Here is a 20,728-nt window from a genome sequence, read left to right as displayed (position 1 = left end):
CCTAATCAGGACCCGCGGCTGGACTGCAGGGGCCAGAACCAGATCGTTTCCGAATTGTAGTAGCAGGCAGATGCGCATTGGGTGGCTTCCGAGCCGCCCCGCACAAGATCGATATGACCGCCGCCGGTGTAGCCGGGGATATTGTTGAACGCCACGACGCCATTGCGCGCGCCGATGCCGTTACGCGCCGTCGCGGGCGTGAAAGGCTCGGGCTCGCCGAGATAGCTCGTCCGCTTCATCAGGTTGGCGAGGCGGCGCATGTTCACCTCTATGCCCTTTCCGGCATAGGGGCCTTTCTGGATGCGGTGCGAGGCAGGCACGATGTTGATGCCCGACTTCACGAAAGCGATGCTGACGCGAATGGCGCAGGTATTGTGATAGTTCGGATTGCCGATGAAATCATCCCAGCCGATTTCCGTGAACAGATCACGCTGGCTGATATAGTTCGGGTGCGACGGGTCGCTGCTCGGATAGTTCTTATAGAGAGTGTCAAAGTTAACACGCATGGTTCGTCCCACTAGTTACTTTTCTGCTCACAGGGAAAGGAGACCTTGAGCGCCTCCCGCACGAGAGTGGCTGCCTGTTCATCCAGTTTTTCCGCAGGAAGATCGCCGAGATAGGTGTAGATCCGGTCGGTGAGTTCATGGGGCGCCACGGCGCCCGCACCACACCAGTCCGATCCGCTTGTCAGATCGGCCACACCGGCGATATAGGCGCTCGATTTTGCAACGGAAACCAGCCGCCGCATTTCCGGATCAGACACCTCAGGGGCAAGTTTGCCCTCGATGGCCTGCTTGAGTTCGGTACCGGAGAATATCCATGTCCGTTCCTCGGCACCGGCCGGTGAAAGACCGGACAGAGCCAGAACAACCGGCACGGAAGCAAAAAACGCATATAGGGAGCGCATGATTAACCCGCCTCGTCCAACGTGGATGAGAAACATCACGACGTGAGCTGCAAAACTGCAATGAAAACGTTCCGGTGCCGGCCGAGGCCGGCACCGGGTCGCGTCGCTATCAAGCGGCCTTCGTCGTCGCCAGATCGTAAGAGGCGATCATCGGAGACTGCGGCGAGTTGTTGTCGTCGAACGGCGTGTACTTCACTTCCATCTTGGTGAAGTTGAGCTTGATGGTTTCCACCGGACGATCACCGCTGGAATCCACCGAGTAGCTGGCGATGAGTGTGTTCGTCAGCAGGTACTCGATATAGGTGTTGCCCGGATTGCCCGTGGTCACCAGATGGATGGTTGCGAGCTTGCCAGTGCGGCCGGCGCAGGCTTCCTGGAAAAGCTTGGTGGAAGAAGAATCGCTGACCTTGGTCAGAATGACTTCCGAAATAGTCGGTTCGGATGCTTCGCGGTTTGCAGCAGAACCAGCAGATGTGTTCATGTTGCGTGCCACGTTCCAGTGAATGGCTTCGATGTCCATCCACTTGCGGTGCTCCTCATGCGTGGCGTCGCCCTGGATACCGTCAATCTGCAGATAAATTGGCATGCTGTAAGCTCCTGTAGCTGAAATGACCTCTTGCTTCGAGGCCGCGTTACCCTTCGTTTAATGCCGCATGCGTCGGGTAGCCCCTTCCGACGCGGCAACTTTATCCACCCCACCCTCTTCGGTTGCGGCGAATTCATCTGGCTCCCCAGCCACTTCGGCACGAATACCGAACCGATTTTCATCAAAATCGACAACGATCTTGCCCACCCGTTCTCCCGCGATCACCTTCTCAAGGAAGAAGCTGGAAAGAGGCGGCAGGAGATCCTTGCCGATCATGATTTCGATGGCGCGTGCGCCAATTTCACTTGCACCGGCGCGCGCCACCAACGCGTCGCGCGCGGCATCGGACAGGGTCAGGTCGGCGCCATATGTTGCCAGAACACGCTCCCTGATCTTGCCGATCTGCATGTCCACGATCCTTGCAAGCTCTTCCGCACCGAGCGGCATGAACGGCAGGATGATCGTGCGCCCGAGGAAAGCGGGCTTGAACTGTTTGGTCAGCTCCGGCATCAGCAGCGCTTCCAGCGCCTCGCCTTCCGGCATCGTATCCGGATCGGCCGAAAGTGCGGTCAGCAGTTCCGATCCGGTATTGGCCGTCATGAAGATCGTGGTGTTCTTGAAATCGACATCGCGGCCTTCGCCATCGCGAAGCACACCCTTGTCGAACACCTGGTAGAAAATATCCTGAACGCCGGGATGGGCCTTGTCGATCTCGTCGAGCAGGAGAACGCCGAACGGCCGGCGGCGCACCGCTTCCGTCAACACCCCGCCTTCACCGAAACCGACATAGCCCGGCGGCGAGCCGAGAAGCAGCGAAACCTTGTGCTCCTCCTTGAACTCCGACATGTTGATCGTCGTCAGATGGCTGTTGCCGCCATAGAGCAGATCGGCCAGCGACAGCGCCGTCTCGGTCTTGCCCGTTCCCGACATGCCGACGAGAAAGAACACGGCCGGCGGGCGGCGAGGATCGGACAATCCGGCGCGCGCGGTTCGCATGGCATCGGCAATCCGGCCGATTGCGGCATCTTGCCCCACGACCCGCTGGCGCATGCGCGCATCCAGAGTGCGGGCGCTTTCGATCTGGTCGGCCAGAAGTTTACCGAGCGGAATTCCCGTCCACCGCGATACGACGGACGCAATCGCTTCACGATCAACCACCGTCGGCACAAGTCTTTCAGCATTTGCCGGCCTGGTCTCAGCCGCACGCCGCAGGGGCGACACATTCGATGCACCGGTTTCAACCGACTGTTCTTCGCTGAGTTCAGCCATTTCCGCATCGTAACGGCTGCGCAGATCGTCAATCCCTCTCTCGAGCTTTTCGACTTCGTCGCGTATCGATTGGATACGGCCCTCAATCTCTTCGTCCTGCGGTTCACGCAGAAGCCAGTTCAACTCATCGGACAGAAGACGCCGCTCACTTTCCATCGCGCGCAGCCGTTCCGGCAGGGTCTGCCGCGCCAGCGAAACGGCAGCCGCGGCCGTATCGAGAAGGCTGACGGCCTTGTCCGGCAATTGCCGCGCCGGCATGTAACGCGCGGATAATTGCACCGCCGCCACGATCGCCTCGTCACGAACGACAACGTTGTGATGGCTGACGAAGCTGTCGGCGACACCGCGCAACATGCGTATCGCGGTTGTCTCATCAGGCTCGCGCACATGCACGGGCTGGAAACGACGCGTCAGCGCCGCATCCTTTTCGAAATATTTCTTGTATTCGCTCCAGGTCGTCGCCGCGACGGTGCGCACTTCACCCCGCGCCAAAGCTGGCTTGAGAATATTGGCCGCATCGCCCTGGCCAGCCGCACCACCTGCGCCGACAAGGCCGTGCGCCTCGTCGATGAACAGGATAACCGGTTCGGCCGAGCGCTTTACGGCATCGATCACACCATGAAGACGGCGCTCGAACTCACCCTTCACACCGGCGCCGGCCTGCAGCAGCGAAATATCGAGGTTCAGCAGGCGGACGTTGCGCAATTTTTCCGGCACGTTCCCGGAAGCGATCTCCAGCGCCAGCGCTTCCGCAACCGCCGTTTTACCGACACCGGCCTCGCCCACGAGAATGGGATTGTTCTGACGACGACGTGTAAGAATATCAACGAGTTGGCGCAGTTCATCGTCGCGCCCAATCACCGGATCGACCTTACCGTTCCGGGCATCGGCGGTCATGTCCTGGGTGTAAAGGCGAAGAAAATCGTTCTGGCCGGCGGCTGGCGCTGTACCCGCCGTCGTGGAAGGAACGCCGTTCCCGGCGGTCTCTTCAACGTAACTGCGAAGGCGCTCGAGAGCCGCGCGATCCATCGTCTTCAGCGACGGAAAAGCGGAGCGGACGAAAGAGCGGAGCGAGGTTTCCTCGTCCATCGCCAGAAGCAGGTCGCAGAGCGTCACGCGGTCGCGTCCGGCCTCCAGCGAAGCAAGAACCCATGCCTCGCGGCCCGCCGTCAGAATGTTCTGGGAGAGCGACAAGGCCTCGCCGTCGCCAATCACGGCCTCTTCCAGGCTGCGGCCGATTTCTGCCCGCAACACCGGAAGTGGAATTTTTAATTCCTCGAATGTTTTCGCATAGATGCCGGCATCTACAACCGCCAGCAGCCAATGCGGGATATCCACGTACCTGTGCCCCATACGCACCGCGACAGAAGCCGCAGCTTCAAGGGTGACGCGCAGGTCAGGCTCAAGCGCTTCAACGAGGCGATTGAGATCGATATGCGACATGCAATGAGCCTCCTGCCCGGGTTCATTCCACAACGTGACGTGGAATAACTATGATGATGAAACCGGGTTGTCCACCCCGAAGTTTATTTTTTATCGGGTTAGATTAGACACTAGACGCCACAATTTAGACACATTTTGAATAAGTCTGTCTGATCAATAGCCTCACGTAAGGGAAGTAACTACAAAAAATCCATTACTATTTTCTGGGGATAGACTACCTTTGGATACGAAGCATGTTAAAACAGATGTAGAACTTTTAGGGAATTGCGGAGATAATATCCGCAATGATTCAAGAACGCGCGAACTATACTATAGAATTAAGGATGAAAGAAACCAGGCACGCACAGAAGAGCGCGCCACCTCCCCTCAGGATAACTTAAAGATCTCCAGTAGCTGGGACAGTGTCAGCAATCTTGGATTGCAGATTATATATTCCGAAAGCAAGGACATAGAAATATTGGCGTGGCTTTCCGAAGCAAGCCTGCGGTTGCGCGGCTTTCCTGGACTGCGCGAAATCTATGAGCTTTGTAATGATCTTTTTTACAACCACTGGGACTCATTGCGCTCGATCAGCGACGATAATGATGAGGAAAAATTTGCACCTTTTGCGGGATTGAACGGCATCGGCACTGAAGGAACACTTGTTCAGCCGCTCCGGCTTGCACCGCTGATCCCCGGAGGGAAATTTGGCGAGCACAGCCTCTGGGATTTCCAGCTGGCGCAGCGGCCAACCGAGAGCAAACGGCGCGAAGAACTGTATCGGCTGGCATCAGAAGCGGGCGTTGCCGCCATGTCTTCCCATCTGGCCGAGGTCAACGCCTGTCTCTCCAGCTTCGACGCCATCATGGCGGTTCTTTCCGAACGCTGCGGCCAGTTCGCGCCACCCAGTTCCAATATCCGTAACACGCTCATCGAAGCCGCCGCCGCCATCCGCACGCTGGGCGGGCGCGAAAAGGAGCCGGCCCCGGTTGAGCAGGCGGCGACCGCTGTTGCGGACACTGACGAGGGCGGGCAACCGGCGGTGCGGATATCCGCAGCCTCGCCGGAAGGCATATCTTCACGCGACGAGGCCTTTGAAACTCTTCTTTCGGTTGCGCGTTACTTTCGCCGGACCGAGCCGCACTCGCCGATCTCGCTCTCCATCGAAACGCTGGTTCGCAGGGGGCGCATGGATTTTTCGGAACTGCTGGCAGAGCTTCTGCCCGAAACGCAGGCCCGAAACGCAGTTCTGACGGCCGCCGGGATCAAGCCCGGCGGAGAAAACGGAAAATAACGGGCAAGGGACGGGAGACGCCGTCCCCTAACAGTCAGCCATGCCAAGGGGCATCAAGGAGGTTGAAATGGCAAGTGTACATGAAAAGCTGGAGCGGGTTCGCAAGCCCCGCGTTCACATCAAATACGAAGTCGAAACCGAAGGCGCGATGGTGGTCAAGGAACTGCCCTTCGTCGTCGGCGTGCTGGGTGATTTCTCCGGCAATCCCACCCAGCCGCTGAAGCCGTTCGGCGAGCGCAAGTTCGTTCAGATCGACCGCGACAATTTCGATGAGGTGATGCGCCGCATGACCCCCGGCCTCAACATTTCCGTTGCCAACACGCTGCAGAAAGACGGAACGGACATGCAGGTCAACCTGAAATTCGAAAGCATGGACGATTTCGAACCCGGTGCCGTCGTGCAGCAGGTTCCTGCCCTGAAGGCGCTTCTGGACGCCCGCAACGAGCTTCGCGACCTGCTTTCCAAGGCTGACCGTTCTGAAGATCTGGAACGCATGCTGGAAGATATTCTGCAGAACAAGACCGATCTCGCAACGCTGGTTTCCGAACTCAAGGAAAAGAACGGCGCGAGCAAATAATCGCCTGTGCGGAGGAAAACCTCCCCGAACGGCCCCCATTGCGGGGCTTCAACTGTTCAAGCGGCATTTTTCAAAGCCGCATGTGGAAGGACTGAAACATGAGCGCTGAAAGCCTGCTGAAAAATGAAGCACAGGCAACGACCGCCGAAGATCATGGACTGCTGTCCAAGGTGGTTGCCGCAACCCGCCAGACCGAACCGGACCGCGCGCAAAATCTTCTGCGCACGCTGACCGACCAGGCGCTGAAGGGAACGGTCAAATACGACCGCAACCTCACCGTCACCCTCAACCACGCCATTGCCGAATTGGACCGGACGATTTCCGAACAGCTTGCCGCCATCATGCAGGCGCCGGAATTCGCGAAGCTCGAAGGCACCTGGCGCGGGCTCAACTATCTCGTCAAGAATTCCGAGACGAGCGTCAACCTCAAGATCCGCGTCATGAATTCCGGCAAGCGGGAACTCGCGCGCGATCTGGAAAAGGCCGTGGAATTCGATCAGTCGCGCCTCTTCAAGGCGATCTACGAAGACGAATTCGGCACCCCCGGCGGCGAGCCGCTCGGCGCGATCATCGGCGACTATGAATTCGACAACTCCTTCGATGACGTGCAGCTGCTGCAGGGCGTCTCGTCGATTGCGGCGGCGGCTTTCGCACCGTTCATCTCGGCGGCAAGCCCGCATATGTTCGGCTTCGAGGATTACCGCGATCTCGCCCGTCCGCGCGATTTGGAGAAAATCTTCGATACGGTGGAATATGCCAAGTGGCGCAGCTTCCGCGAGAGCGACGATTCCCGTTTCGTGACACTCGCTTTGCCGCGTGTGCTGGCGCGCATGCCCTATGGCCCCAAAACCAACCCAATCGATGATTTCGCCTATGACGAAACCAAGGGTGCGGTGAATGGCGACCTGCAGCATGACGAATATTGCTGGATGAACGCCGCCTATGTCATGGGCACCAAGCTGACCGACGCTTTTGCGAAAAGCGGCTGGTGCACGGCGATCCGTGGCGCGGAAAATGGCGGCCGGGTGGAAAATCTGCCCATGCACGTCTTCTCCAGCGATGACGGCGATCTCGACCTCAAATGCCCGACGGAAGTGGGCATTACCGACCGCCGCGACGCCGAACTCGGCAAGCTCGGTTTCCTGCCGCTCTGCCACTACAAGAACACGGATTATGCGGTGTTCTTCGGTGCCCAGACCGCGCATAAGCCGAAGCTTTACGACAAGCCGGAAGCAACGGCCAACGCCGCCGTTTCGGCCCGCCTGCCCTACATCATGGCCACGTCGCGTTTTGCGCATTATCTCAAAGTGATGGGACGCGACAAGATCGGCTCTTTCATGGAAGCGTCGGATTGCGAAGTCTGGCTCAATCGCTGGATTGCCAACTACGTCAACGCCAATGACGAAGCGGGCGAGGAAAGCCGGGCGAAATATCCGCTGCGCGATGCCAAGGTGACCGTGCAGGAAGTGCCGGGCAAACCCGGCGCCTATAATGCGGTCGCATGGATGCGGCCCTGGTTGCAGATGGAAGAACTGACGACGTCGCTACGCATGGTTGCCCGTATTCCGTCCAAGAACTGAACCCGGACCGGGGTGGTCCGGCCACCCCGGCCCCGTTCTTCACCCGGAGCCCGCTCATGGCGCATCAGTCCTTTCCGGACGCCCGTATTTTTGCCGACCAGCTCATCGCCCTCATCGACGATGCGCTGACCGGCCAGGTGAACGCCATTCTCCATCACCCTGATTTTCAGGCGATGGAAGCGAGATGGCGTGGGCTTGCCATGGTCGTGCGCGAGGCTGGCCGCGGCACTGACGTCAAGGTGAAGCTGCTGAATGCCAGTTGGCGCGACCTTGCCCGCAACACGGAACGCGCCACCGATTTCGACCAGAGCCATCTTTTCGAAGTTGTCTATAACCGCGAATTCGGCATGCCGGGTGGCGAACCGGTCGGTCTTTTGATCGGCGACTACGAATTTTCCCCTGACGATCTCGAGGGTGCCGATTCCATCACGACGCTGTCGCAGATCGGCATGGTGGCTGCGGCCGCCTTCTGCCCCTTCGTGGCGGCGGCCTCGCCTTCGGCCGTCGGCCTGCAGGACTTCTCGGAGCTCAGCCGGGTCCACGATTTTTCCTGGCTGAAACAGGAGAAATCGAGACTGCGCTGGAACGCGCTTCGTGCACGTGACGATTCCCGCTTTGTCGGCCTTGTCGCGCCGCGGGTTTTGCTGCGCTCGCCCTACAGGCCCTATGCGCGCGGACGCGATGACGGATTTCCGTTTCGCGAGCATGTGGCGGAAAGCGGCGAGACCCTGCTTTGGGGCAACGCCGCCTTCGCTTTTGCCACGGTGGTGGTGCGCAATTTCGTCGATTCCGGCTGGTTTGCGGATTTGCGCGGTGTAACGCAGGACGCCGTGGATGGCGGCATGCTTTCTTCCCGGCAATTGCCGCCGCTCGATCTCGGCATCGAGAGCAACGGCCTTTCCGCGCAGCCGCCCGTCGAGGTGCAGCTGACGACCGGGCAGGAACAGCAATTTTCCGATCTCGGCATCGTGCCCGTCTCCACCACCTATCTCTCCGGCATGGCGATCTTCAACGCCAACCAGTCCCTGCATGCGCCCGGCCACTATTCCAGCGAAGCGGCAAGACAGAACGCCCGCCTCGCGGCCATGCTGCAATATGTGCTGTGCGCCTCCCGGTTCTCGCATTACCTCAAGGTCATCATGCGCGACGATATCGGCCAGCTGAGCGATGCCTCGACGATAGAACGCAAGCTGGAAGGCTGGCTTTCCTCCTACACGCTCGGCAATGACGATGCGGAAGCGACGCTGCGCACGCGCTACCCGCTGCGCTCTGCCGGGATCAACGTCTTCGAGGTTCCCGGCAAGCCCGGAACATTCTCCTGCACCGTGCGCCTTCAGCCGCATTTCCAGCTCGATGACGTCTCCACGAGCTTCCACCTCATTGCCGAAACCATGATGCCGCCGGCGGCCGCATCCCGATCTTCGGCCGAGCCGCAAAGGATATCCGCATGACGCTGCGCGACGACATTTCCCGCCTTCTCGATGATGACCGGCTGCAAGAGGCGATCGGGCTTGCGCGCGAACACGTCAAAACCAGGCCCACCGACAAGGATGGTCGCCATTTCTACATCGACCTGCTGGTCCTCGCCGGCGACTATGAGAAGGCCGATGCGCAATGCAATCTGGCCGCAACATTCTCGCCGCAGGAAAGCGTTGGTTTTTCCCTCTTCCGCCACCAGCTGCGCGCTATGGCCGCACGCAATGCATGGTTCGAAACCGGCGCGGTGCCGGATTTCCCCGGCGGTCCGTCAGAACTCGATCAGCTGGCCATCCGGGCGAATATCGCCGCACGCAGCGGTGACGCGGATGCTGCCGGAACCGCGCTGGCTGAACTCGACGAAAAACGTGGCAATGTGGCGATCGGCCATAATGACAAGAACGCCGGCGATATCCGCGATCTGGACGACCGGATTCCGCACGCGCTGGAAGTGCTGACCAATGGCGGCCGCTATCTGTGGATCGATTATGGCCGCATCGAAAGCCTCACCATCGACCCCATGAGCCGCCCGCGTGACCTCGCTTTCCGCGGGGCCGAACTGACGTTGCGCGACGGCGCGGTCGCATCCGTGCTGCTTCCGGCCATCTATCACGGCGCAAAGGACGATGTCGGCCTTCTCCTTGGCCGGGAAACGCGCTGGAGCGAAGAGGACCAGCCGCTGGCGACCGGGCAAGGCCAGCGCTGCCTGCTGATTGGCGACGATGTCGTGCCGTTCCACGAGATCGGTTCTCTTTCCGCCGCATCCGACGATGAAAGGCAGATCGCCCGTGGTTGATCCGCTCGAGCAATATCGCGCACGACAGAGAACGCTGTCACGCTCCGTTCTGGACCGGCTGCTCGATGACGCGCCGGATGCCGAAACGGACGCGCTCGTCAGCCTGAAGGATCAGGCGCGCGAAATGCGTGAGGTGATCCGCCGCGATCTCGAGGCATTGCTCAATACCCGCCGTAACCCCGCCGGCCCGCCGGCGGCGCTGAAGGAACTGTCCGATGCGCTGGTGAGCTACGGCGTGGACGGTATTCTCTCGGCCAATCTGGTGACGGATGCCTCCAAGGCGCGGCTCGCGCGCAGCATCGAACGGCGGATTTCCCTGTTCGAAACCCGCCTTGCCGACGTGCATGTGACAATCCTGAAAAACCGCACGGATGGCGACCGGGCGCTTCGCATGCGCATACAGGCAAGTTTCCGCCTTCAGGAAGGTATGCCGCCGATCAGCTTCGAATCCCGGATCGATCCGTCCACGCAGCGTTTCCTGGTGGAGGCGACGAATGGCTGACGGCTTTCTCGAAAAATACAATGACGAACTTTTTGCCCTGAGAAAACGCGCATCGCGTTTCGCGGCGGCGTTCCCGAAAATCGCCGGCAGGCTGCGCATGACGGGAGATGTCGCCGACGATCCGCATGTCGAGCGGCTGATCCAGAGCTTCGCCTACTCCGCCGCCCGTGTGCGCCAGAAACTGGACGACGAATTTCCCGAACTGTCGGACAGCCTGCTGGAAACGCTCTATCCGCACTATCTTGCGCCCATCCCGTCCATGAGCGTGGTGCAGTTCACCCCGAGCACGGCGCTCGCAACCGTGCAGACGCTCCCAAGGCACAGTGAAATCCTCGCCGAACCCGTCGGCGGTGAAAGCTGCCGTTTTCGCACCACGCAGGCGGTGGAGATCGCGCCGCTGCAAATCGCAGCCGCAACCTTGTCCGGCCAGCCGATCGACGCGCCGTTTTCGGCCTCCTTCGCCGGCGCCGCCAGCTGCCTGCGGCTTTCGCTGCGCAGCACGGCGCCGCGCGGCGGCACTTTCCCGGAAATGGGACTGACAAAGCTTCAGATTTTCCTGTCCGCCGCCTGGCAGCAGGCCACGGCGCTTTACGAGCTTTTGACCAATCATTGCGTGGGCATGGCGCTTGCCCGTCACGCCGAGGACAAGGAAGCCGTTTTCCTGCCCGCCGGCAATCTCAGGCCATCCGGCTATACGCGCGATCAGGCGATGTTGCCCTATCCCGCCAACAGTTTTGACGGCTACCGGCTTCTCACCGAATTCTTCGCGCTGCCGCAGAAGTTTCTCTTTCTCGATATCGACGGACTGCAGAAATGGAGCGGCGGCGATTGCGAGCTTTACATCTATCTGGATGCGGCGGACACGCAGCTTGAGCGCATGGTGTCGGTCCGGGATTTTGTGCTGAACGCCTCGCCGGTTATCAACCTGTTCAAACAAAGCTGCGAACCGCTCAGCCTCGATGGCACGCGCACGGAATACCGCCTGCTGCCGGATGCACGGCGGCAGCGGACCCGCGAAATCTACGCCGTCGAAAACGTCCAGCTGACCAGCCGCTCCGGGCAGACCGAAAAGACCTCCCCGTTCTTCGGCCGCACACAGCGCAATAACGGCGCCAACGTGTTCTGGCAGATACAGCGCCGGTTCGATGACGATGGTTCTTCCGATACGGACATCGCCTTCGTGGATCAGAAGCGCGGACCGCTGGGACCGCTCGACATGGTAGCGAGCATCGACACGCTGTGCATCAATCGCGAGCTGCCAAGCCAGCTCCCCTTTGGCGGGGGACACCCCTTCCTGCAGCTTTCGACCGGCAACGAGGCTGTAAAATCCATCCATGCGCTGATGCCGCCGACAGCGGCGATCCGTGTCAACGAGCGTTCGGCGCGTGAATGGCGGCTGATCTCGCATCTCCTCCTCAACCATCTGTCCCTCACCGACAGCGGCGGCGCACCGCTGAAGGACATTCTGTCGCTTTATTCCTTCAGGGACAGCCCGGAAACCCGGCAGCTCGTGGAGGCGATCAGCAATGTCGAGGCGCAGAATTCCCATGCCCGGATCGGCTCGGCCATGGTGCCGGGAACGGACATCACCGTGGAGTTCGACCCCGCGCTGATCGCGCGACCCGCCGCATTTGTTTTCGCCAATGTCCTCAACCATTTCTTCGGGCTCTACACCTCGATCAACAGTTTCACGCGGCTGACGGCGACGATGCGCGGCCACTCCAAACCGATTGCCCGCTGGCCTGCCCGTGCGGCCGACCGGCCGCTGCTCTAGGAGACCGGGATGGAACAGCAAACGCCAACCATGAAAGACCGGCAGGCGGCGCTTCTCAGCGACGATCCCGGCCGTTTTGAGCCCGCCACTGCGTTTCGCGTCGCCCAACTCGTTTCCGCGGATGACGGGATCGTCATCGGTGCCCATGGCGGAACACAACCGACCCCGCTGGCGATCAGCGGTTTCAACCACAAACGCGGCCAGGCCGAACTGAAATCCGCTTTCGCGCCCATCGTCGGGCCGCTCGGTTCGCTGCCGCCGGCCTATGGCGAATTGCTGCAGCGGGAGGAACGCAATCGCTCCGGCGCGCTGGCAAGCTTCTTCAATCTGTTCGCGGCAAGGTTCAGCGAATTATTCGTATCCGCGACGGAAAAATACCGCCTCGCAAGGGGCCTGCGCTGGTCGGTCGAGCAGCGGGAGAATGGTTTCCATAAAACCCTGCTCGCGCTCACCGGTTTTCGCACTGCAGGTCTGGTCGAGAAGGCAGGCGTGAGCGAAGATGCGCTCCTGCGTTTCAGCGGCCTTTTGGCCGGCCGCAATCGCAACGTTTCCGCCCTGACATCAATGCTTTGCGAATTCACGGGACTTCCGGTCAATGTCGAACAGTTTCGCCGGCGGTGGGTGGCTTTGCCGCTTCATGAACAAAGCCAGCTCGGGCAGGCATCCGGACTGAGGCTCGGACAGAACGCGACGGCGGGAAGCGCTGTCGAAGATATGAGCGGCGGTTTCCGGGTCGTGATCGGTCCTGTCGCCTATGCGGATTATCTGGCCCTGACGCCCGGATCGAAGCGGCTTGCGGAGATATTTTCGCTGACGCGCCTGTTCGTTGGAAGCGCATTGCATTTCGATGTGCAGGTGATCCTGAAAAAGGAGGACATTCCCTTTTGCCGCCTCGGCCAGTCCGATGCTCCCGCCCGTCTCGGCTGGAACAGCTGGGCTCGTGTGGCGCCCGCCCAAAAAGACAGCGCCGATGCTGTGGTGACCGAGCCGGAAGGCTCGGCGATTTCCGCGTGAGGGCATGGATATGAAGCTTGCACTCAGGGGCACACAAAATATCGGAGCCGCAAGAGCCAATCCATGGAGCTTTGAGCGCGGCCGCCGCGTCATCGGCCGATCTGGCGATTGCGACTGGCAGATCGACGACAATGAGCGGCGCGTTTCCAAGCAGCACTGCACGCTCAGCCGCGATGGTGAAGGTTTTACGATCCTTGACCAGAGCGCGAACGGCACGCTGGTCGATGGCCGCCTGCTGCTCGAAGGTGAAAGCGCGCGTCTCCGGGACGGTTCGCAAATCAATATTGGCGGGCAGATTTTTCAGGTTGCCATCAGCGGTGATGCCGAGCTGGATTTTTCCGATCCCGACGCATCCCTGCGTATGAGTGACGAGCCGCTGACCATTTCGGCGATCCTTGCCGACATCGCCCCGAACGGCCGTTCGGCCGGCGGTGTGATGGGCAACACCGCTTCGCCCGATGACTGGTCCGAAACATGGCGCGAGGGCGCGAACCGGAAGGCAAAATCCATTTCGCGAAATGTCGAGATAGGCTGGAGCGAGCCGCCCTCGGCGCGCGGAATCGGCACCGTTCTGCCTGACAACTGGGACGAGGAGCCGGTTGCGAGCAGCGAGCACGAACATACCGACGCACTGAACACGCCGGTCATGATCTCACGCCCGGTTTCGGCCGTAAGTAGCGAAGATTTTGACAGTGTTTTTCCGGAGGCAAGCGAAGAGCTGACCCTGGAGAAAGCATCAACTGCTGATGTTTCGACCGCCCAGGAGATCGGCGATCTTCTGACCGCGCTGGAGCGGGAAAGCGCCGATTGTCTGGCCATTCTCGACATTGAAAGCGAGCGCGCCGGCCACGGTTCGTCAGCCTCCCTGACCGAGCGGGTGGAAATGCTCATCCGCCAGCAGCGGCGTCTCGCCGCCTCTCTTGAAACCTTGATCCATAACTGCACGCAAAAGCTCGAGCCAAGGCTTTTCGAAACCTCCGTCGATGCCGGCAACGATCTCCGGGCGAAAATCGGCCGCAGGGACTGGCAGGGCCTGATCATGAAGACCGATTACTGGTCCACGTACAAAAAGCAATTTGAGGAAAACGGCCGTCCATTACCGATCAGACAGTTCCTGCAGCGGGCAGCGCGCGGTGAGACCGCGCCTACACCGGAACCTGACGCGATTGCGGCCGATGCAAAGGGGGTAAACAACCACAATGAGACATGAGAACCGTGTTGCCTGGAGCGAGGGCATGTTTCTTCGCGTCCAGCATTTTCAGCAATCCGACCGCTGGACCGAACGCCTTGTGCGCAACACCACGCGCAACCTCTCGCCTTACCCCTGGGGCATCGCCGAAATCGGCGTGGACCGCAGCGCATTGTCGATAGGGCAATTCGCCCTGTCGAACCTGCGTGGCGTCCTTCCCGATGGAACGCCCTTCGAAGCGCCTGAAGATTCCGACTTGCCGCCGCCACTCGATCTCGACGAAAGCGTGAAGAACGCCTTCATCTATCTCGCCCTGCCGGCCCGGCAGCCGGGCAAGGCGGACATGTCCGCCAGCGGCCGCAAAGATGCGAATAATGTGCGCTTCACCGCTTCCAGCTATGAGGTCTCCGACACCAATATCGAGACGGATTTCGTGGCCCCCATCGATGTCGGCCGTCTTAGCCTGAAATTCCTCAAGACCGGCGACGATCTTTCCGGTTATGATCTCATCGGGCTGGCACGGGTCATCGAGGTCCGCTCCGACCGCGCGGTCATTCTGGACCCGGATTTCATTCCTCCGAGCCTCAGCTGCGCGGCGGCACCCCGCCTCAACGAATTGCTGACGGAACTTCTCGGGATCGTGCGCCACCGTGCGCAGGCGATTGCCGAACGCATCGGCGACCCGACGATCCGGGGAACCGCGGAAGTGGGCGATTATTTCCTGCTGCAGATCCTCAACCGCGCCGATCCGCTGCTGGCGCACCGCTGCGCCAACGCCACGCGTTTTCACCCCATCCGCTTTTACGAAGACTGCATCCAGCTTGCCGGCGAACTCGCCACCTTCACCACGGACAAAAAACGGGCGACGGATTTCCCGCCCTATCGGCACGAAGATTTGAAGGCCACCTTCGGTGCGGTTTTTGATGATCTGCGCACATCGTTGTCAGCGGTTCTGGAACAGGCGGCTGTGGCAATCGAACTGGTGGAACGCCGCCACGGCGTCCGCGTCGGCACCATCCACGACCGCACGCTTCTGCGCGATGCCGGTTTCGTGCTTGCCGTGCGCGCGGACATAGCCGCCGAGGACATTCGCCGCCGTCTGCCGGCTCAGATCAAGGTTGGGCCGGTGGAGCGGATTTCCGAACTGGTCAACGTGGCGCTGCCGGGCATTCCCGTGCGCTCCCTGCCGGTTCTGCCGCGGCAATTGCCCTATCGATCCGGCACTGTCTATTTCGAGATCGACACGCAATCACCACTCTGGAAGCAGCTTGATACATCAGGCGCTATCGCCCTGCATCTGGCAGGCGAGTTTCCCGGGCTTGAGATGGAAATGTGGGCGTTACGCGAATGAGCAAGGAAAAGCCCTCCTCCTGGCAGGATTTGCCGACGGTGGTCGAAATCACCGAAGAAAGCCGCCGACGCAACCAGAACGCTCGCAACATGGCGGCGATCCTGGAAGACATTGTCGAGGCCGACGAGCCGGCCGGGCGACCCAAGGGAAGCGCTGCCGCCATGCCGGTCGATCAGCTGCTCTCCGGTTTTCATTTCGGCGGCGGCGATGTGCCGACGCTCGTGCAATCGGCCGCCCCCCTTCTCAACCTCGCGCATCTCCTGCGCTTCAGCGATGCCGAGCCGGATTCCGACCAGCTTCGCCGCGCCTGCGTTGAAGCGATCACCCGCTACGAGCGCGACCTCGCTTCCGCCCGCATCAGCCCCGAGCGGGCAAGGGCGGCGCATTATGTCGTCTGCGCCACGGTGGATGATGTCGTTCTGAGCAAGCCCTGGGGCGTGCGGGCAGGCTGGGCGCGCTCCGGCCTCGTCTCCACCTTCCACAATGATGTCACCGGCGGCGACCGGGTTTTCGACATTCTCGACCATTTCCACCAGTCGCCCGGCGCCAACAAGGATCTGCTGCTGCTGATCTATCTGTGCCTGTCGCTGGCTTTCGAAGGACGCACCCGCGTTTCGCCAAAGGGTACGCTGGAGCTCTCGCGCATCCGCGACAGCCTCTACAAGACGCTGATCGGCCAATACGGCACTTTCGAGCGGGAGCTTTCGCCACACTGGAAAGGCGTCGATGCACGGCATACGCCATTGCGCACGATGGCAGCGTTGTGGACCTTGCTGTCCCTGATGGCGCTTGCCTTTGCGCTTGGTTATCTCTTCTTCACGCTGTCGCTCAACAACGCCTCCGATGTCACCTTCGAGAGGCTCGCCCATCTGCCGCCGAACGAAACACCGAGCGTGCTGATCGCAAGCCCGCCGCCACAACCGCCGGCGCAGGTCGAAACGCCCAAGGTCGTGGAACCGCCGAAGACGGAGCCGCGGCAACCATCCCGGCTTGAAAAGCTGATGGCCTTCCTTCAGCCGGAAGTCGAAAAGAAGCTTGTCACGCTTGCGGATGTGAACGGTCGGCTGCGCGTCCGCATCAACAATTCGGGCCTGTTCTCCACCGGCAGCGCCGATGTCAGCCCGCAGTTCCGCGACCTCATCCAGCGCATCGGCGGCGCGCTTGCGGCTGAGAAATTCCGCGCCGTTGTCATCGGTTATACCGACACCGTGCCGATCAAGACGGTGGAGTTTCCATCGAACTGGCACCTTTCCGAAGCGCGCGCCAAGGCGGTCGGGGACATTCTTTCCCAATTCACCGGCCCGGAAGCGATCCTGACCGAAGGCCGGGCCGACAGCGACCCCATCGCCGACAACAAGACGGAGGAAGGCCGCCAGATAAACCGCAGAACGGAAATCATGGTCCTGACCAATCCCGATGAAAAACTGAGCGACGCCGGCATTCTCTCGCCGACCATCCAGAACAGTTCGGGACAGCAGCCGCAAGAGGCCCAGCCATGAATCCATTGAGCTATTTTTATACGATCCGATCCTATGTCGAGAGCTATGCGGCTCTCATCGGCCGCCGTTTCCTGTCGCTGTTATGGGCGGTCGCGCTCTGTATCGTCATCTGGTTTTACGGCTATCTGGTCGCGCTGGGCGATTTCAAGCCTTTGGGAACGACACAGGCCCGGCTCATCGCCATCGGCATCATTCTGGCGATATGGCTGGTCTATATCGTCGTCACCTTTTATCGCGGTCGCAAGCAGGACAAGGAACTTGTCGACAGTATCGAGCGCGAAGCCCTGGCCAACCGCCAGGCCGAAGTCGGCGAAATCCAGACGCGCCTCAAGGAAGCGCTGGCGCTGCTGCGGCGGGTCACGAAAAAGCGCTTCGGTTATATTTACGACCTGCCCTGGTACGTGATCTTCGGCGCACCGGGCTCCGGCAAGACGACAGCGCTCACCAATTCCGGCCTGCAATTTCCGCTTGGCGATGCGCTTGGCGAAAACGCGGTAAAGGGCATCGGCGGCACGCGTAACTGCAACTGGTGGTTCGCCGACGAGGCGATATTGATCGACACCGCCGGCCGTTACACCACGCAGGACGACCTTGATGGCTCATCGAAGGCTGGCTGGGAAGGATTCCTCGGCCTTCTGAGACGTTATCGCCGCTCGCAGCCGATCAATGGCGCGCTGGTGACATTGTCGATCCCCGATCTTCTGACCCGCGACCCCGAGGAGCAAAGGCAGGAACTGCGCTCCATTCGCCGGCGGCTTTCGGAACTGGATGAATATCTTCACGCCCGCGTTCCGGTCTACATCGTCCTTACCAAGGCCGATCTGCTGCATGGTTTCGTGGAATTCTTCGACGGTTTCAACAAGACCGATCGCCAGCAGGTATGGGGCACCACCTTCAAGCTGGATGAGAGCTACTCCGCCGAGAACCTGCCGCAACGCCTGACGGAAGAATTCGAACTGCTGCAACAGCGCGTCGATGCGATGCTGATCGAGCGCCTGCAGCAGGAGCAGAATGCCGAAACGCGCGGGCGCATCTTCCGCTTTCCCGCCGAACTCGCGCGGCTGAAAGACCGGCTCCATGAGGCGCTGAGCGAACTTTGCGCAAGTTCTCCCCTCATCGAAGCCCCACTTTTGCGTGGCGTTTATCTCGCTTCGGGAACGCAGCCGGAAACGGAAAGATCGCCCGCAGCGTCCAGAGCCCGCCGAAGCTATTTCCTGTCGCGGCTGTTCAAGGACGTCATCTTCCCAGAAGCCGCACTGGTGATGCGCGACAAGCGCCTTTCCGGACGGCAATTGCTGGTGCGGCGCATCGCCTATGGCGTATCCGCCATTGCAGTCGCCATTGTCTTCACCGGCTGGATTTTCACCTATTTCGCCAATACGCAGGCGCTGGCGGAAGCCGATCGCAAACTTGGCGCTTATGAACAGCTCGTTCAGGGCATTCCCGTGCGCGATGTTTCCGACGCCGATTTTCTCCGCATCCTTCCGGCGCTCGACAATCTGCGCGATGTCAATTCCGGCTTTGCCCGCGAGAGAGTGTGGAACGTCAGCTTCGGCCTCGATCAGGAAGACAAGATCGCCGGACGGCAGCGCGACGCCTATCAGCGCGCGCTCAACGCCCTGCTCCTGCCACGCATGATCGTGCAGCTGCAGAAGCAGCTGAAGGACGAAAAGGATGTCACGCGCACCTTCAATTCACTGAAGCTCTATGGAATGCTCGGCGGCATGGGTGCGCTGGACCCCGATTTCCTGACCGTGCAGACGCATCAGATGTTCGCATCCCTCTACCCCGGCGACGGACGAGCGGCGGCGAGAGAAGCGCTCGACCAGCACGCGAAAGCGCTGGCGAATGGCGTACTCGCCCCGATCGAGCTCGATGCGCGGCTCATCGCCACCGCCCGCGAAACCATCCGCGACCAGGCTGTCGGCACGCGTGCCTATGATATTCTCGCCGGTCTTCCGCAGGCGCGGGAACTGATGGAATGGACACCCGCCACGGCTTTCGGCCCGCTTGGCGAGCGTGCCTTCGAGCGCCGCAGCAAGGTGCCGATGGCGGAAGGCATCGAAGGTCTTTTCACGGCGGAAGGATATCGCAGCGTCGTCATTCCACAGGTGGCCCATGCGGCGCGCATCGCACTTTCCGAAGGGTGGGTGCGCGGTTCCGATGATGCACTCCGTGGCGCAACGGTCGAGCAGGTGGCGCAGGCTGCACTGCAAATCTATTTCGACCGTTTCGAGAAAAAATGGGCCGATACGCTGGCCGACCTTCGGGTCAAATCGTCCCAGACCCTTGGCGACGCGGTGGAAACGACCCGCGCACTTGCCAATGAGCGCAATATCGTGGTGGAAGCTGCCAGATCGATCGCGGATGCGACCGATCTACGTCCCGGAGCAAACCCGGCCACCCTCGCCTCCACCGCGGAAGGCGACGCAACCGCAGCCGTTCTGGCCGCCACGGTGAACGCGGCCGATCCCTATGCGAGACTGCGGGACATGCTGGCGGCGAAAGGCGCGGCCGCAGCAGGCGAGCAGGCCAATGGCGGCAAGGCCGGGGGTTCGCCATCGGAACAGTTGCTCGCGCATTTCAAGATGCTGAACGAGCAGCTTGCCCGCTCGGCAACCACCTCCGACGAAGTCGCCAAGGTGTTCGACGTGGATAGCCAGCTTACCAAAGCAAATCAGGATCTGTTGCAGCAGGCCCGCGATTTGCCGGCGCCGCTGGATGTGTGGGTGGCGGGCGTGGCGGCGGATGTCGGTTCGCTTGCGGTCAAATCCGCACGCAGCCGCATTGCCGAACTCTGGGCAGCCGATGCGGCATCCCTGTGCTCTTCCATCGTGACAGGCCGTTATCCTTTTGACAGGTCATCCTCCCGCGATGTCGCCATCGCGGATTTCACCCGTCTCTTCGGGCCAACGGGTGTTTTCCAGAGCTTCTTCAAACAGCGACTGGAGCCGTTTGTCGACAGGACAACCAACCCCTGGAGCTGGAAAGGCACCTTCGGCGCCGCAGGCATTCCCAGCAGCGCCATTGCCCAGTTCGAAAATGCCGACAAGATTTCGCGCGCCTTCTTCCCGAATGGCAGCGAGACGCCGGCGGTGTCGATCAATGTCAAACCCGTTTCGCTCACCAATGCCTCCAGTGCCGTCATGCTGGAAATCGAGGGTGAGCGGGTCGTTTATTATCACGGCCCCATTCAGGCGAAATCGATTACCTGGCCGTCGCGCGAAAACACGGCCAGCCTGTCGCGCATCGCTTTCCAGCCGGGCGGCTGGCAGCAGGCGAAGACCGAAAACGGCGACTGGTCGCCATTCCGGCTGTTTGACGGCGCCGACATCGAAAACCAGTCGGGTGATCTGCTGCGGGTGCGATTTGAGAATGGTGCTCAGGCTGCCGAATTCGATATTCAGTTCGGCTCGGTTCTCAACCCATTCAGGCTGGACGCCATCGCCGGCTTTGCCTGCCCCGCGCAGTTTTAGCGGCGGGGCGGCGCAG

General features: G+C 60.7%; 16 protein-coding genes. 12 read left to right on the top strand and 4 right to left on the bottom strand.

The window, feature by feature from the left end; genetic code table 11:
• Positions 1 to 5: 5 nt before the first annotated feature.
• From V6R85_RS17455 to tssH, 4 genes are all read right to left on the bottom strand, one after another.
• A complete protein-coding gene (locus V6R85_RS17455; protein ID WP_003504563.1) occupies positions 6 to 506 on the bottom strand; it encodes a type VI secretion system amidase effector protein Tae4 in 501 nt (166 codons plus the stop codon).
• An 11-nt stretch (positions 507 to 517) separates the two neighbouring features.
• Entirely contained in the window at positions 518 to 907 is a 390-nt protein-coding gene (locus tag V6R85_RS17450) for a Rap1a/Tai family immunity protein (protein WP_003504562.1), read from the bottom strand.
• 109 nt (positions 908 to 1,016) lie between these two features.
• Entirely contained in the window at positions 1,017 to 1,493 is a 477-nt protein-coding gene (locus V6R85_RS17445) for an Hcp family type VI secretion system effector (protein WP_003504561.1), read from the bottom strand.
• A gap of 57 nt (positions 1,494 to 1,550) precedes the next feature.
• Complete coding sequence (gene tssH / locus V6R85_RS17440) at positions 1,551 to 4,205, bottom strand: type VI secretion system ATPase TssH (RefSeq protein ID WP_111792894.1); 2,655 nt, start codon at positions 4,203 to 4,205, stop codon at positions 1,551 to 1,553.
• A gap of 220 nt (positions 4,206 to 4,425) precedes the next feature.
• Here tssH and tssA point away from each other — a divergent pair, with 220 nt between their 5' ends.
• The 12 genes from tssA (at position 4,426) to tssM (ending at position 20,712) form a co-directional block, all read left to right on the top strand.
• On the top strand, positions 4,426 to 5,478 hold the full coding sequence (tssA, locus tag V6R85_RS17435) for a type VI secretion system protein TssA (RefSeq protein WP_080864573.1): 1,053 nt from the start codon (positions 4,426 to 4,428) through the stop codon (positions 5,476 to 5,478).
• A gap of 67 nt (positions 5,479 to 5,545) precedes the next feature.
• Positions 5,546 to 6,055, top strand: a complete 510-nt coding sequence (gene tssB, locus V6R85_RS17430; RefSeq protein ID WP_020010212.1) for a type VI secretion system contractile sheath small subunit — start codon at positions 5,546 to 5,548, stop codon at positions 6,053 to 6,055.
• 98 nt (positions 6,056 to 6,153) lie between these two features.
• Complete coding sequence (gene tssC / locus V6R85_RS17425; RefSeq protein ID WP_060726791.1) at positions 6,154 to 7,635, top strand: type VI secretion system contractile sheath large subunit; 1,482 nt, start codon at positions 6,154 to 6,156, stop codon at positions 7,633 to 7,635.
• A gap of 56 nt (positions 7,636 to 7,691) precedes the next feature.
• Complete coding sequence (gene tssC / locus V6R85_RS17420; RefSeq protein ID WP_060726790.1) at positions 7,692 to 9,086, top strand: type VI secretion system contractile sheath large subunit; 1,395 nt, start codon at positions 7,692 to 7,694, stop codon at positions 9,084 to 9,086.
• Positions 9,083 to 9,907 (top strand): type VI secretion system accessory protein TagJ, encoded by an 825-nt coding sequence (locus V6R85_RS17415; protein ID WP_111792893.1) that lies wholly within the window; start codon positions 9,083 to 9,085, stop codon positions 9,905 to 9,907. Before tssC (V6R85_RS17420) ends, V6R85_RS17415 begins: the two co-directional genes overlap by 4 nt.
• Positions 9,900 to 10,409: a type VI secretion system baseplate subunit TssE gene (tssE, locus tag V6R85_RS17410; protein WP_003504539.1), complete on the top strand. Its 510-nt coding sequence runs from the start codon at positions 9,900 to 9,902 to the stop codon at positions 10,407 to 10,409. Before V6R85_RS17415 ends, tssE begins: the two co-directional genes overlap by 8 nt.
• Positions 10,402 to 12,183: a type VI secretion system baseplate subunit TssF gene (tssF, locus tag V6R85_RS17405; protein WP_060724232.1), complete on the top strand. Its 1,782-nt coding sequence runs from the start codon at positions 10,402 to 10,404 to the stop codon at positions 12,181 to 12,183. The genes tssE and tssF overlap by 8 nt, the downstream gene beginning before the upstream one ends.
• Before the next feature lie 9 nt (positions 12,184 to 12,192).
• A complete protein-coding gene (tssG, locus tag V6R85_RS17400) occupies positions 12,193 to 13,197 on the top strand; it encodes a type VI secretion system baseplate subunit TssG (RefSeq protein ID WP_111792892.1) in 1,005 nt (334 codons plus the stop codon).
• Positions 13,198 to 13,201: 4 nt separating this feature from the next.
• Complete coding sequence (locus tag V6R85_RS17395) at positions 13,202 to 14,407, top strand: type VI secretion system-associated FHA domain protein (RefSeq protein ID WP_162690426.1); 1,206 nt, start codon at positions 13,202 to 13,204, stop codon at positions 14,405 to 14,407.
• On the top strand, positions 14,397 to 15,737 hold the full coding sequence (gene tssK, locus V6R85_RS17390) for a type VI secretion system baseplate subunit TssK (RefSeq protein ID WP_020811182.1): 1,341 nt from the start codon (positions 14,397 to 14,399) through the stop codon (positions 15,735 to 15,737). The genes V6R85_RS17395 and tssK overlap by 11 nt, the downstream gene beginning before the upstream one ends.
• Positions 15,734 to 17,236 carry a type VI secretion system protein TssL, long form gene (tssL, locus tag V6R85_RS17385; protein WP_111792891.1) on the top strand — a complete coding sequence of 501 codons (1,503 nt, stop codon included), beginning with the start codon at positions 15,734 to 15,736 and terminating at the stop codon, positions 17,234 to 17,236. Before tssK ends, tssL begins: the two co-directional genes overlap by 4 nt.
• Positions 17,233 to 20,712, top strand: coding sequence for a type VI secretion system membrane subunit TssM (tssM, locus tag V6R85_RS17380; RefSeq protein WP_111792890.1), 3,480 nt, complete (start codon positions 17,233 to 17,235; stop codon positions 20,710 to 20,712). The genes tssL and tssM overlap by 4 nt, the downstream gene beginning before the upstream one ends.
• Positions 20,713 to 20,728: the final 16 nt, after the last annotated feature.

Origin of the sequence: Agrobacterium sp. CCNWLW32, assembly GCF_037083425.1 — a bacterium.
Lineage (GTDB): Bacteria > Pseudomonadota > Alphaproteobacteria > Rhizobiales > Rhizobiaceae > Agrobacterium > Agrobacterium radiobacter.
The sequence above is the reverse complement of the archived record's forward strand: the minus strand, read 5'-3'. Positions and strand labels throughout refer to the sequence as shown.

What these genes read in the sequence shown, in the direction of transcription:
- V6R85_RS17455 (WP_003504563.1), bottom strand. Translation starts at nt 506, where the DNA reads ATGCGTGTTAACTTTGACACTCTCTATAAGAACTATCCGAGCAGCGAC.
- V6R85_RS17450 (WP_003504562.1), bottom strand. Translation starts at nt 907, where the DNA reads ATGCGCTCCCTATATGCGTTTTTTGCTTCCGTGCCGGTTGTTCTGGCT.
- V6R85_RS17445 (WP_003504561.1), bottom strand. Translation starts at nt 1,493, where the DNA reads ATGCCAATTTATCTGCAGATTGACGGTATCCAGGGCGACGCCACGCAT.
- tssH (WP_111792894.1), bottom strand. Translation starts at nt 4,205, where the DNA reads ATGTCGCATATCGATCTCAATCGCCTCGTTGAAGCGCTTGAGCCTGAC.
- tssB (WP_020010212.1), top strand. Translation starts at nt 5,546, where the DNA reads ATGGCAAGTGTACATGAAAAGCTGGAGCGGGTTCGCAAGCCCCGCGTT.
- tssC (WP_060726791.1), top strand. Translation starts at nt 6,154, where the DNA reads ATGAGCGCTGAAAGCCTGCTGAAAAATGAAGCACAGGCAACGACCGCC.
- tssC (WP_060726790.1), top strand. Translation starts at nt 7,692, where the DNA reads ATGGCGCATCAGTCCTTTCCGGACGCCCGTATTTTTGCCGACCAGCTC.
- V6R85_RS17415 (WP_111792893.1), top strand. Translation starts at nt 9,083, where the DNA reads ATGACGCTGCGCGACGACATTTCCCGCCTTCTCGATGATGACCGGCTG.
- tssF (WP_060724232.1), top strand. Translation starts at nt 10,402, where the DNA reads ATGGCTGACGGCTTTCTCGAAAAATACAATGACGAACTTTTTGCCCTG.
- tssG (WP_111792892.1), top strand. Translation starts at nt 12,193, where the DNA reads ATGGAACAGCAAACGCCAACCATGAAAGACCGGCAGGCGGCGCTTCTC.
- V6R85_RS17395 (WP_162690426.1), top strand. Translation starts at nt 13,202, where the DNA reads ATGGATATGAAGCTTGCACTCAGGGGCACACAAAATATCGGAGCCGCA.
- tssK (WP_020811182.1), top strand. Translation starts at nt 14,397, where the DNA reads ATGAGACATGAGAACCGTGTTGCCTGGAGCGAGGGCATGTTTCTTCGC.
- tssL (WP_111792891.1), top strand. Translation starts at nt 15,734, where the DNA reads ATGAGCAAGGAAAAGCCCTCCTCCTGGCAGGATTTGCCGACGGTGGTC.
- tssM (WP_111792890.1), top strand. Translation starts at nt 17,233, where the DNA reads ATGAATCCATTGAGCTATTTTTATACGATCCGATCCTATGTCGAGAGC.